Below are 13,035 nucleotides of genomic sequence, written 5' to 3' on the forward strand. Positions count from 1 at the left end.
GTCCTGACCCAGGAATAAACGGTGGAGCCTTCTGGACAGTCGTCAGCTACGCGAACAATCCGGCCTTTAGCGGCTGCAGCGAGCGTGCCGACGCCCACACCACAAAATGCGGAAGTGGTACGGTACAGCGTCATTTCCCGATAGCGGTCATCGAAAGCTGCCAAATTGGCTCAACTCGAAACTGATCTTTCACTGCATTTGTGTCGGATGTCTTCGTTGCGGAACATGCAGTCTCGGACAAGCATTCGGATCATCGGCACAACCATTTGATGACAGCTCTCTGCTGTCATTGAGGTCCGCCTGACTTTCGGCCAGCGCAGACAATTCTGTTTTCTTAATCTCCGCGAATTCTTGCAGAATTGCGCAAAGCACTCCGGCAAGCGTCCGGGGACCGCTTTGCAGCAATTGGCAATTCGCGACTGCGGGTCGAAATGAGTTTATCGGTTTGGCTTGCGCTAAACGTATGAGCTATGTGCTTCTGCACGACGCTGACCACGTTGGCCTTTAAAACGGCTACATGTTTTCTTCACAGGGAAACGCGCTCCAAAGGCTTTTTGAGATTGCTGAACCAGCACTCTCCCCCCATGTCTCACGGTGATCCGAGATATAGTTCACCACGATTTCACGCATTTGGTGGTTCGGAAGTCTGGGAAAAACACACCTGCCGGAGCGAAGAGGATCAGTAAACTCTTTTGTGTTCTCAATTGGCTCGCTTCCCAAACCTTTTCCTGACTTCCGACCTTTTTGTTGATCTGACTGGGTTTTTGGTTTGTTTTCAGGTGTGGTTGCTCAGAGGCGCGTTGTAGTGCCCCATTATTATAAAAAGTATTGACATGGGCCTTCAGATGGCTAACCTCTTCGCCCATGTTCATCCGCACCAAACATGACGCAAAGCTCAACCGCACACGGATCCAGATCGTTGAATCCGTCCGCACCGGCTCCAAGGTACGCCAGAAGATCCTGCGCCATGTGGGTGTGGCCCATAACGACAGCGAGATTGAGGATATCAAGCGTCTGGCGGGCCGCTTGATGGAGCAATTACGCATTGATCGCTCGCCGCAAATGGAACTGTTCACGCCCACGGAATATGCCGATCTGCAGGCGCTGGTGCGCCGCGCTCCGCGGCCGGACAAGCTTGGCGTTGATCTTGCCGAGTGCCGTGAGGAGGCGCGGGTCTCTCTGGGTCTGCGGGATGTCATGGGGACGATGTATGACCAACTGGGTTGGGGGGCCCTTCTGGGGGCGGCGCGTAAAAGTGCCAATCGCATTGTGAAAGAGCTGGTTATGGCGCGGATCGCACAGCCCGAGAGCAAGCGCGCGACCGTGGAGGCGTTGGAGAACCAGGCAGGCATCACGCTCAATCTGGACGTGGTCTATCGGAGCATGGATTACATCAATACGCCGGTGATAGACGGGATTTGCAAAACCTCTCACGCGGCGGCAGAGAAGTTGCTGGGCGGGCCAGTGACCGTGCTGTTCTACGATTGCACGACCCTGGCCTTTGACACCGAGCGCGAGGACCCGGCCGAGGATGCGGACGGGGTCGAGCAGGATCATCTTCTGGCCAAGGGCTTCAGCAAGGATGGCAAGCATCACCGCGCTCAGGTCATGCTGGCGCTGATCGTCACCTCCGATGGGCTGCCTGTGGGCTATGAACTCTTCCCGGGAAACACCTGGGAAGGTCATACGCTGGAAGCTGCGCTGAAGGCGTTGGAGGGACGCTTCGACGTGGCCAGGGTCACGTTCGTGGCCGATGCCGCCATGCTCAGCAAGGACAACCAGCAGATGTTGCAGAACAAGGGTCTGCCCTACATCCTCGGCTATCGCATGAAGTCCGCCCCGGCCGCCGTGAAGGCGAACATTTTGAGCCCGGAGGGACGCCAGCCTTGGGCTGGACACGGTTCTGAAGAGGCAACCGAGAAGGGCTGGTACAAGGTGATCGACCAGGAGGGAGCGCGGGTCATTGTGACCTGGTCACCCACCCGGGCACGCAATGATGCCCACAAGCGCGACAAGGCAATCGAAAAGCTGCACAAGAAGCTCAAGCGCTCTCGCAAACCCGGCAGCTTCAGCAGCCGGGGATATGGCCGCTTCCTGGCCTTCCCCGACAGCGGGGACGTCACGCTGGATGATGCAAAGATCAAGGCAGCGGCACAATGGGACGGGCTGCATGCCATTGTTGTTCATGGTGCGGACGAACTGGAGGCACAGGACGTCATTGCCCGCTATCACCAGTTGTGGGAGATCGAAGCCTGCTTCCGCACCAACAAGCACGATCTGAAAATCCGGCCCATCTATCACTGGTCGCCGCGTCGGGTCCGGGCCCATATCGCCATCTGCTACATGGCCTTCTGCTGCCTGCAGCACCTGCGCAAGCATCTGGACCTGCTCGGACACCCGATGAGCCCGGCTCGTATCCGCAACGAGTTGAACGCATTGCAGCTCTCGATCCTGCGCCACAAAGGCACCCCTGACCGCTACGGCATGCCAAGCCATGCCACGGTCGATGCCAGACGCATCCTCACCTGCGTCGGCCTGACCTGGAACGAAGCCCCTTTCAAGATACCCCCCGGGCGCACCCGAAAAACTGGCCAGACCAAAGCCTGAGCTCCCTCAACACTCCGAAACAATCGCTGGCGAAAAAAGTCCGTGTAGTGCCTTTTGGCAACCAAGGCATAATAATATCAATGACTTATACGAAAAAATGTCGGAAGTCAGGCGAGATATAGTTCACCACGATTTCACGCATTTGGTGGTTCGGAAGTCTGGGAAAAACACACCTGCCGGAGCGAAGAGGATCAGTAAACTCTTTTGTGTTCTCAATTGGCTCGCTTCCCAAACCTTTTGCTGCTCGGAAAGTGTGCCAAGCCGTGTCTCTTCCTTCGCGATATCCGGCCATATACCCCATACAATAGCCCAGTTGCAGCGCATCCCCGTCAGTGCAGATATCAACAAGTGTGCGGCCATCCATTTCGGCAGCGGCTTGCGAAACAATGCTCGATAAAAGCACTGCTGCGGCTGAGTTTAGAATTCTGGCTGTCATTTCACGCCTCCTTACTTTCAAGCATTTGCCAGAAGTAGCGGCATTTCTCGGAAACCTCATTTTCGATCCCGAGTTGTGGATGTTTAACATAATCTCGGCATTTCCGCCTTGACGCAGATCATATTCGTGGAACTTTAACGTCCTTTAAAGTCTGCGCTTGTGAAATGCGCCGCATTGCTTCGGTTTATTCGGCGTAGCAATGCAGCAGTGAATTTGGCCGCGTCAACATCAGGCAACTTGTTCTGCAATTCGGACGTTAGCGCCTAAAGTTCGCTGCGCTCTTATTCAATGGCCGCTTTTTTGCCTAAAACGCGGCTAGTGGGGTTGGCGAAATGCTGGACAACAGAACTTCCAGTATGGGCTCTCTGCCGAAATTCACTGCGGTCCTCCGCCATTTATATCTTCAGCTCATCGCCAATTTCATCAAAATGAAATGTCAGGCGGGGCGACTTAGGTGAAAAAGCTCTGAGTTCCAATTCCTGCAAACATTCAAGCAGATCGAATGCGTTTGAAACGCGTTTATCTACGATGGTAGAAAACCGACCTACGTGCCTAAAGAAAATGACTGAAGCAAGGTCATTCGACCGCACTGATAGCGTGATTGGCCCTGAAAGCTGGTTAAACGCATCAAGCGTCGCCTTCCACGAAAGGCTTGGGTGCTGCTCTGACCAGCCGGGGTGTTGCGAAGACGTTGCAATTCCCATTGAGGACGTCGCGAAAATTCGATCAAGCAAGCTTGACCGCCGATGTCCTGGTATCAATCCCGAGATACATTCAAACCCGGTGCCTGCAGAAATACACGGAACTTGACTGGCTATTGATCTTTTTAGCGCGCGCAAAGAATATGTAAAAGTAAGATAAGATCAAAGCGGCTGTGATCCGCAGGCAGACTGGCATGACCAAAATCAAGAATATGGAAGAGTTCTCGGCGCTCAGCGGAATCTCTCGGCCCACGGTTTCCAAATACTTCCACGATCCCGATAGCGTTCGCCCAACGACAAGAGCGCGTATCGAAGAGGCGCTGGAGCGGTTTGACTACCGCCCGAACATCTATGCCGTGAACCAAAACCGAAAACTGACCAAGAATATCGGCATTGTCGTGCCCTATCTGGCTGATCCGTTCTTTGCTGAAATCGCTCGGTATCTTGAACAGAGCTGTATCGCAGCCGGGTATCGTCCGTTCCTTTTCAGCGCTCACGGTGAACAAAAGCTGGAAAACGAAATCCTGGACGGTTTGCAATCCCTGAAACCTGCGGGCGTGTTGTTGGCGCCTTTGGGGCGTATCTCTGACAAGTCAGCAATCGAGAAATTCTGCGCCAGTGTGCCGACGGTTCTTTTCGACAGCAACCTCGACGGTTTGGGCGCGGCGTTTATCGGTTCCGACAATTTCAGCTTTGTGTCTCAGACCGTGGAATACATGACCCGCACTGGCGAGCCACCCTCGTTCTTCGAAATGCGGACACCTGCAAACCCCAATGCCAACAAGCGGCGGAAGGCCTATGTCGAGGTGATGGAGCGCCTGGGTTTTGAACCGCATGTGATCAAAATCGAAGGCGCTGGCTGGGCCTTTGAGGAGATTGGTCGACAGGGTGCGCTCAAGGTTTTAGATGAACGCAAGTTACGCACGGATTCGGTTTTGTGCAGCAATGACCGATTGGCGATCGGCTTTCTGGCGGCGTGTTTTGAGCAGGGGATTCGCGTCGGGCGGAAAGCCGATTGTACGCTGCGTGTGGCCTCGAACGACGATCATCCCTTTGCAAAGTTCACATGCCCCTCACTGACAACCGCGGCGCATGACTATGACAATGTAGCGGCCCGAAGTGTCGAAACGCTTTTCGAACTCATTGAAAACGGTGGGAAATTTGAGAAGCGGACAGAAACCCTGTTCCCGGCACGATTGGTTCTCAGGGAATCCGCATAGCGCCAAAAATTAACGCGCGTAAAGTTTTTATTGACGCCGCGACAAATCTTGAACTAGTCTTTCTGCACAGCATCCAAGCTCAGGGAGGACAGGGATGTACTTGAAACACGCACTTCGTGCGGCGACAGCTTTGACGTTCGTCGCGACGGCCGCGGCCCACGCACAATCCATCACGATCGCCACAGTAAACAACGGCGACATGATCCGGATGCAGGGCTACACTGACAAATTCACCGAAGCGACGGGTATCGACGTCGAGTGGGTGACGCTGGAAGAAAACGTACTGCGCCAGCGCGTGACCACTGATATCACCACAAAAGGTGGTCAGTTCGACATCATGACCATTGGTATGTACGAGACCCCGATTTGGGGCGCAAATGGCTGGCTGGTTCCGCTGGACGGCCTGTCCGACGAGTACGACGTCGGTGACATTTTGCCCGCGATGTCGGGCGGTCTAAGCCATGACGGAACGCTGTATGCGGCGCCGTTCTACGGCGAAAGCTCGATGATCATGTACCGTACTGACCTGATGGAAAAAGCGGGTATGGAAATGCCTGAGGCGCCAAGCTGGCAGTTCATCAAAGAGGCAGCGGCGGCGATGACCGACAGAGACGCCGACATCAACGGAATCTGCCTGCGCGGCAAAGCCGGTTGGGGTGAAGGCGGCGCGTTCATCACGGCGATGTCCAACTCCTTCGGTGCGCGCTGGTTCGACGAAGATTGGAAGCCCCAGTTCGATCAGCCCGAATGGTCTGACACGCTGAACTTCTACGTTGAAATGATGACGGAATCCGGTCCGGCAGGCTATGCTACCAACGGGTTTAATGAGAACCTGTCATTGTTCCAGCAAGGCAAGTGCGGCATGTGGATCGACGCCACTGTTGCGGCGTCATTCGTGACCAACCCGGACGACTCGACCGTCGCGGACAGCGTTGGTTTTGCGCTGGCACCCGACACCGGATTGGGCAAACGCTCCAATTGGCTTTGGGCTTGGGCACTGGCCATTCCGGCCGGTACACAGCAAGAAGACGCAGCCAAGCAGTTCATCGAATGGGCGACGTCTAAAGACTATATTGAGCTAGTTGCTGAAAACGAAGGTTGGGCAAACGTACCGCCGGGCGCGCGCTCCTCTTTGTATGAGAACCCGGAATACCAGAAGGTTCCGTTTGCCAAGATGGCGCTGGACTCGATCCTGTCCGCTGATCCAAACAACCCAACGGTCAAACCTGTCCCATATGTTGGTATCCAGTTCGCTGCGATCCCAGAGTTCGCGGGTATCGCGACACAGGTCAGCCAAGAGTTCTCGGCAGTCTATGCCGGACAGCAAACGGTTGAGGAAGCACTTGCCAAAGCGCAGGCCTTCACCGCCGAAGAAATGGAAGCCGCAGGGTACTGAGGCATCCTCCCACGCGGGCGGGCAGAGAGCTGCCCCCCGCTCACCCCTTCCACAACCCACGTTTTTCTCGCAGGCTAAGCTACGCCTGAACAGAGAGGGTTTGCGTAATGGCTACTCAACACTCCCGATCCGTCGCGCGCCTGATGATGGCACCCGCAGTGGTCCTGCTACTTGGCTGGATGCTCGTGCCCCTGACGATGACGCTGTATTTTTCCTTCAAGAAATATCTGCCCCTGCGCGGTGGGGATCTGGGCTGGGTCGGCTTCGACAACTACGTCCGGTTCGTATCGTCCAGCTCCTTCTGGCCCGCGGTTCAGGCAACGCTTGTGATCGTCGGAGGGGTTCTGGTCATCACCGTCATCCTAGGCATCCTCCTGGCGATGCTTCTGGACCAGCCGATGTGGGGCCAAGGGGTTGTCCGCATTCTCGTGATCGCGCCCTTCTTTGTCATGCCCACCGTGTCTGCATTGGTTTGGAAGAACATGTTCATGGACCCGGTCAACGGCCTGCTGGCCCATCTGTGGCGCTTTTTCGGGGCCGAGCCGATCTCATGGCTGTCCGAGGCGTCTATGACCTCGATCATCATGATCGTCTCATGGCAGTGGCTGCCCTTTGCAACGCTGATCTTGCTGACCGCAATCCAATCTCTGGATAGTGAGCAGTTGGAAGCCGCCGAGATGGACGGCGCGCCGGTCCTGAAGCGCTTCTACCACATCATCCTGCCGCATCTGAGCCGCGCGATTACCATTGTGATACTGATCCAGACGATCTTCCTTTTGTCGATCTTCGCCGAGATCTTCGTGACCACCGGCGGCGCATTCGGCACCCGTACACTCACTTACCTGATCTTCCAGCGTGTGCTGGAGAGCCAGAACGTTGGTCTCGGATCAGCCGGAGGTGTCTACGCAATCATTTTAGCCAACATCGTTGCGATCTTCTTGATGCGCATCGTCGGCAAGAACCTGGACGCGTGAGGAGGTAAGACAATGGCCCGCGCAGTCACAACCCGCCGCAAATCGCTGAATACCGCCCTCGCTTGGGCCGTTGGTTTGCTGATCTTTTTCCCGATACTCTGGACCATCCTGACCAGCTTCAAGACTGAGGCACAGGCGATCGCCAGCCCACCGCTGTTCCTGAACTTCAACTGGACGTTGGAAAACTACGCCATCGTGCAGGAACGCTCGGACTACATGCGGTTCCTGTGGAATTCAGTCATCATAGCCGGGGGCTCGACCATTCTGGGCGTTATCATCGCCGTCCCCGCCGCATGGGCGATGGCTTTCGTTCCATCCAAGCGCACCAAGGACATCCTGCTATGGATGCTGTCCACCAAGATGCTGCCTGCGGTCGGCGTTCTCTACCCGATCTACCTGCTGTTCATTCGGTTGGGCCTGCTAGATACACGCGGAGGACTTGTCGTCGTCCTGATGCTGATCAACCTGCCGATCATCGTCTGGATGCTGTACACCTATTTCCGCGAAATTCCGGGTGAGATCCTGGAAGCCGCACGGATGGACGGGGCGACGTTGAAAGAAGAAATTCTCTATGTTCTCACCCCCATGGCCATCCCCGGTATCGCCTCGACCGTTTTGCTGAACTTCATTCTGGCGTGGAACGAGGCGTTCTGGACCCTCAACCTGACCGCCGTCGACGCGGCTCCGCTGACAGCGTTCATCGCCAGCTATTCCAGCCCCGAAGGCCTGTTCTTTGCCAAACTCAGCGCGGCCTCGACCATGGCAATTGCACCAATCCTGATCCTCGGCTGGTTCAGCCAGAAACAACTTGTCCGCGGCCTGACTTTCGGCGCTGTGAAATAAGGAACACGACACATGGGACGTATTCAACTCAAGTCCGTGACCAAAAGCTTCGGCGACGTACAGGTCATTCCACCGCTGGACCTGACCATCGAAGATGGCGAGTTCACCGTTTTCGTCGGCCCCTCGGGCTGCGGAAAATCCACCCTGCTGCGTCTGATCGCTGGGTTGGAGGATATCACCTCGGGCTCTATCGACATTGACGGCGCGGATGCCACCGATGTTCCACCCGCGAAACGAGGGCTGGCGATGGTGTTCCAGTCCTATGCGCTCTACCCCCATATGACCGTGCGCAAGAACATCGCCTTTCCCCTGCGCATGGCGAAACTGGATCAGGCCGAGATCGACAAACGCGTCGAAGGTGCCGCCGGCGTCCTGAACCTGACTGACTATCTAGACCGTCGCCCCGGCCAGCTGTCCGGCGGCCAACGCCAGCGGGTCGCCATTGGGCGCGCTATCGTGCGCGAACCGGCGGCGTTTCTGTTCGACGAGCCTCTGTCGAACCTCGACGCGGCACTGCGTGTCGGTATGCGGTTGGAGATCAGCGAATTGCATGAACGCCTGGCGACTACGATGATTTACGTGACCCACGATCAGGTTGAAGCCATGACCATGGCTGACAAGATCGTTGTCCTTCAGGCCGGAGTGATCGAACAGGTCGGCAGCCCGCTGGAGCTGTATCGCACACCTCGAAACCTGTTTGTCGCTGGCTTCATCGGCTCCCCCAAGATGAACTTCATCGAGGGTGAAGAGGCCGCAAAACATGGTGCTAAGACCATCGGCATCCGCCCGGAACATATCGCTGTTTCGGAAACCGAGGGCGAGTGGTCCGGGGTTGTCAGCGTCTCAGAGCATCTGGGTTCGGACACGTTCTTCCACGTCCACGACACCGGATTGGCCGAGACGATCACGGTTCGCGCCGATGGCGAGGTTGGGTTCCGTCACGGGGATCGTATTCACCTGACGCCACGGGCCGACGTCATCCACCGCTTCGACGAAAAAGGACTGCGGATCGAATGACCCGTCTCAATGGCAAAATCGCTCTGATCACCGGGGCCGCGCGCGGCATCGGGCTGGCCTTTGCCAAATCCTATGTCGCGGAAGGCGCACGTGTTGCCATCGCGGATATCGACATCGAACGCGCCCACCAGGCCGCAGCCGAGATCGGCGCGTCTGCCATGGCCGTCGAAATGGACGTGACAAGCCAGCAGAGTATCGACGACGCCATTGCCCACACGGCATCGCATTTCAGCCCGATCGACATCCTGATCAACAACGCGGCAATCTTCACCGCCGCCCCGATTGTCGAGATTGAGCGCGCAGACTACGAGCGCGTTTTTGATATCAACGTCGCCGGTGCCTTGTTCACCATGCAAGCCGTCGCGCGCCATATGATCGCACATGGCACCAAAGGCCGGATCATCAATATGGCGTCGCAAGCCGGGCGGCGCGGTGAACCGCTGGTCGCCGTCTATTGTGCCAGCAAGGCCGCGATCATTTCCCTGACCCAATCTGCGGGCCTGAACCTGATCGCGCACGGGATCAACGTGAACGCGATCGCGCCAGGTGTGGTGGACGGCGAACACTGGGACGGCGTCGATGCGTTCTTTGCCAAACACGAAGGTAAACTGCCGGGACAGAAGAAACGCGAAGTGGCCGCTGCCGTTCCCTATGGCCGCATGGGCCGGGCCGAAGACTTGACAGGCATGGCAGTGTTTCTCGCCTCGGACGAGGCAAAATACATCGTTGCACAAACCTACAATGTCGACGGTGGAAATTGGATGAGCTGATGAACCCAGTGGCACACTCAAACCCTCTGATCCAGCTGCGGCAAAACAGGCTTGCAGACCTCCCAGCGACTGTCGGCACCCCTAACTATAAGCGTTCGGAGCTGACGCCGGGCATTGTTCATATCGGTCTTGGAAATTTCCACCGCGCCCACCAGGCGTGGTACATTCATCAGCTCTTGCAGCAGGGCCAAGCCTACGATTGGGGCATTATCGGAGCCGGAGTGCGCAGCTACGACGCTGAGATGCGTGAGAGGCTGTTGGCGCAGGATTGCCTGACCACGTTGATCGAGTTGGATCCACAAGGAATATCCGCAGAGGTCATAGGCCCGATGATCGACTATCTGCCGATTGAGGCAGGTAACGCAGCACTCATCCGCCGGATGGCTGATCCGTCTATCAGAATTGTGTCCCTGACTGTAACCGAGGGCGGCTATTTTCTGGATGCCAACACCGGCATGTTCAACTTGGATCATGAAGACATACGGCACGACGCCGAGAACCCGCACCAGCCACGCACAGTATTCGGTGCGATGGTCGAGGCATACAGGCAAAGGCGTGAGAATGGTTTGGAACCGTTTACCGCGCTGAGCTGCGACAATCTTCAGGGCAACGGCGCAATACTAAAAACCTGCATTGTTGGTTTGGCGCGTCTGGTCGACACGGAACTGGCCGACTGGATCGCCCAAAAGGGCGCATTCCCAAACTCGATGGTGGATTGCATCGTGCCCGCAACGACTGAGCAGGTCATTTCGCAATGCAGGGCGCTTGGAATAGACGATCGCGCTCCGGTCTCACATGAGAATTTTCGACAATGGGTCGTCGAAGATGATTTTTGTGCCGGGCGACCGCCCCTCGAACAGGCTGGGGTAACGATGACCCACGATGTTCACGGATATGAAATGATGAAATTGCGCATCCTGAACGGAGGGCACCAGCTGCTTGCCAATATTGGGGAAATTCTTAACGTACCGACGATTTCAGACTGCATGCAGGATCCGGACATCGTAGCGTTTTTCAAGAAGGTTCAGACAGAAGAGATCTTGCCCTATGTCGAAGCCGTTCCAGGCACCACGGCAACTGAATATCTTGGATTGGTTGAAAAGCGATTTGCAAACAGCACCATCCGCGACACGACACGTCGCGTGGCATTTGACGGGTCTTCACGACATCCGGGGTTCTTGCTGCCGTCGTTGCGCGATGCCCTTGCCTCAGGCCGTTCTTTGACTGGTTTGGCTCTGGCCGAAGCGTTCTGGTGCCGGATGTGCGCGGGCGTTCGCGAAGATGGCTTGGAAATTGCGCCAAACGACCCCCAATGGGAGCATTTGCAAAACACCGCTCGGGCCTCCAAGGCCGACCCAAAAATGTGGATCGAGCAACGCCAGTATTATGGTGAGCTAGCTGGCAACACGAGGTTTGCAGAAGCGTTTTCCGCTTGGCTGTCCACAATCTGGCAAGTTGGTTGCCGAGCAGCGGTTACCGACTATGCCACCACATAGGCAAAGCGACACTAATCGTGACACGCAATGGGCGTAAACTTCCCTAACCCTTATTGAGCGGAACCGTAGTTGCACTCAGTTCAATTCGGCCAGAAAAGAGTTGGCCTTTTCCAGATGCTTCTCTTTTGTTTCCAGCGACATCCTATCGCCTGTGCGACACATCATGGCCCAACGCGGATTTTTTGAAAGCTTGTCTTTGTGTTTGAAAATGAAGCGCCAATATAAGCCGTCCCAAGTCTCGGCCCATTCGCCTTTGCCCCAATGGCTCATCTTCCGAATGTAGTTTGATCCGGAAAAATAAGGCTTGGTCGTGATCAGCCCGCCATCCGCGTTTTGACTCATTGCGTAGACATTTGGAACCATGACCCAATCGTAGCTGTCCACGAACATTTCCATGAACCACAGGTAGACGTCGTCTGGTTTGATTTCGCACAGGAACATAAACCCGCCGAGAACCATCAGCCTTTCGATGTGGTGACAGTAGCCGGTCTGCAGGATCCGCCGGATCGTATCGTCAATCGGGTCTATCCCTGTTGTGCCGTCATAGAAGGACGAAGGCATTGGTCGGTTGTGACGCCAATGATTGGTCGTGCGCATGCGCAAACCCAAGTCTTCGTAGGTGGCGCGCATAAACTCTCTCCACCCTATAATCTGACGGATAAACCCCTCTACAGAGTTTAGTGGCGTATTCTTGCGCTGGGCATGGTCCAGAGTTGCGTCAATGACTTGCTGTGGCGTGATCAAGCCAATGTTCAGTGCAGGTGTAAGGACGGCATGCCAAAGCCAGCTTTCGCCTTCAACAATCGCATCCTCAAAGTCACCAAACTGGTCGAAACGCCGTTCCAAAAACTGGTGAAGCCACGCCAGTGCAGCAGCGTGCGAAGTTGGATAATAAAGGGTATCGAGATGTCCACGCGCATCGGGAAATTCAGACAGAACGCTGTCTTTCGCAGCTCGGTCCATACTGTCGTGCTGCGGCCAGTCGATCCAAGGCAAGCTTTGCAGCAGGGCTTTTGGAACCTTTTTGCGGTTGTCTTCGTCGAAACTCCACTGGCCGCCCAAGGGCTGATCGTTCTCAAGCAAAATATTCAATCGGCGTCGCTGGCTTTTGTAATATTCCGCCATGAACCAACGTTTTCGGCCGGCAGACCATGCCAGATTGCTGGCACGTGTGTTCAGAAAGCCGGGCGAAGGCAGGAATTCAACAGTAACTCCAGTGGTTTGCGAAGCCTCGCTTAAACGCTTTTCAACGACTGAATCGACGGGATCAACCATCACGACCCGAGAAATCTGATCCAGAGAAAGCCGTTCGAACAAATGAAGGCACGCTTTGGCAGAAGGCTCATACTTAAAGAGGTCCACATCAAAGCCCTTGATCTCGAGCTCTTGGCGATACCGAGCCATGCTCGCCCTATGGAGCCAGAGCTTCTGCTTGTGCATTTTGGCGGGATACTGCGGGTCTCCGAAGAACAACGGGTCTTCAAACAAGATCACCTTTTGCAGCGGCATTTCAAATGCGGGGTGTTCTGCAAAAATTTGATTTGGAAGCACAATTGCGGCGTATATCACGGCGTT

Annotated in this window: 12 protein-coding genes; 8 read left to right on the forward strand and 4 right to left on the reverse strand. The window is 55.7% G+C overall.

Annotation, left to right across the window (positions count from 1 at the left end; translation table 11 throughout):
• Positions 1-513 precede the first annotated feature (513 nt).
• Both ACOERD_RS13600 and ACOERD_RS13605 read right to left on the reverse strand, forming a co-directional pair.
• The gene (locus tag ACOERD_RS13600; protein ID WP_419739378.1) at positions 514-630 is read right to left on the reverse strand and encodes a hypothetical protein; all 117 of its coding nucleotides are present in this window, start codon (positions 628-630) and stop codon (positions 514-516) included.
• On the reverse strand, positions 612-872 hold the full coding sequence (locus ACOERD_RS13605; RefSeq protein WP_419739379.1) for a hypothetical protein: 261 nt from the start codon (positions 870-872) through the stop codon (positions 612-614). Before ACOERD_RS13605 ends, ACOERD_RS13600 begins: the two co-directional genes overlap by 19 nt.
• Here ACOERD_RS13605 and ACOERD_RS13610 point away from each other — a divergent pair.
• Positions 865-2,607 carry an IS1634 family transposase gene (locus ACOERD_RS13610; protein ID WP_419737624.1) on the forward strand — a complete coding sequence of 581 codons (1,743 nt, stop codon included), beginning with the start codon at positions 865-867 and terminating at the stop codon, positions 2,605-2,607. The two genes, ACOERD_RS13605 and ACOERD_RS13610, sit on opposite strands and share 8 nt — an antisense overlap.
• Before the next feature lie 85 nt (positions 2,608-2,692).
• On the opposite strand, the gene ACOERD_RS13615 is transcribed toward ACOERD_RS13610, so the two are convergent.
• Positions 2,693-3,043 carry a hypothetical protein gene (locus ACOERD_RS13615; protein ID WP_419739380.1) on the reverse strand — a complete coding sequence of 117 codons (351 nt, stop codon included), beginning with the start codon at positions 3,041-3,043 and terminating at the stop codon, positions 2,693-2,695.
• Between the two features lie 895 nt (positions 3,044-3,938).
• Here ACOERD_RS13615 and ACOERD_RS13620 point away from each other — a divergent pair.
• From ACOERD_RS13620 to ACOERD_RS13650, 7 genes are all read left to right on the forward strand, one after another.
• Positions 3,939-4,964 carry a LacI family DNA-binding transcriptional regulator gene (locus ACOERD_RS13620; protein WP_170666218.1) on the forward strand — a complete coding sequence of 342 codons (1,026 nt, stop codon included), beginning with the start codon at positions 3,939-3,941 and terminating at the stop codon, positions 4,962-4,964.
• A 94-nt stretch (positions 4,965-5,058) separates the two neighbouring features.
• A complete protein-coding gene (locus ACOERD_RS13625; RefSeq protein WP_419739381.1) occupies positions 5,059-6,360 on the forward strand; it encodes an ABC transporter substrate-binding protein in 1,302 nt (433 codons plus the stop codon).
• A gap of 107 nt (positions 6,361-6,467) precedes the next feature.
• Positions 6,468-7,334, forward strand: coding sequence for a carbohydrate ABC transporter permease (locus ACOERD_RS13630; RefSeq protein ID WP_170375757.1), 867 nt, complete (start codon positions 6,468-6,470; stop codon positions 7,332-7,334).
• Between the two features lie 12 nt (positions 7,335-7,346).
• On the forward strand, positions 7,347-8,177 hold the full coding sequence (locus ACOERD_RS13635; RefSeq protein WP_068333782.1) for a carbohydrate ABC transporter permease: 831 nt from the start codon (positions 7,347-7,349) through the stop codon (positions 8,175-8,177).
• 12 nt (positions 8,178-8,189) lie between these two features.
• Positions 8,190-9,194 carry an ABC transporter ATP-binding protein gene (locus ACOERD_RS13640; RefSeq protein ID WP_170642572.1) on the forward strand — a complete coding sequence of 335 codons (1,005 nt, stop codon included), beginning with the start codon at positions 8,190-8,192 and terminating at the stop codon, positions 9,192-9,194.
• Positions 9,191-9,964, forward strand: a complete 774-nt coding sequence (locus ACOERD_RS13645) for an L-iditol 2-dehydrogenase (protein WP_419739382.1) — start codon at positions 9,191-9,193, stop codon at positions 9,962-9,964. Before ACOERD_RS13640 ends, ACOERD_RS13645 begins: the two co-directional genes overlap by 4 nt.
• Positions 9,964-11,460 (forward strand): mannitol dehydrogenase family protein, encoded by a 1,497-nt coding sequence (locus tag ACOERD_RS13650; protein WP_419739383.1) that lies wholly within the window; start codon positions 9,964-9,966, stop codon positions 11,458-11,460. Before ACOERD_RS13645 ends, ACOERD_RS13650 begins: the two co-directional genes overlap by 1 nt.
• 75 nt (positions 11,461-11,535) lie before the next feature.
• Here ACOERD_RS13650 and ACOERD_RS13655 read toward each other — a convergent pair whose 3' ends face one another.
• Positions 11,536-13,029, reverse strand: coding sequence for a cryptochrome/photolyase family protein (locus ACOERD_RS13655; protein ID WP_419739384.1), 1,494 nt, complete (start codon positions 13,027-13,029; stop codon positions 11,536-11,538).
• Positions 13,030-13,035 lie beyond the last annotated feature (6 nt).

Origin of the sequence: Ruegeria sp. (assembly GCF_965199275.1) — a bacterium.
Classification (GTDB): Bacteria; Pseudomonadota; Alphaproteobacteria; order Rhodobacterales; family Rhodobacteraceae; genus Ruegeria.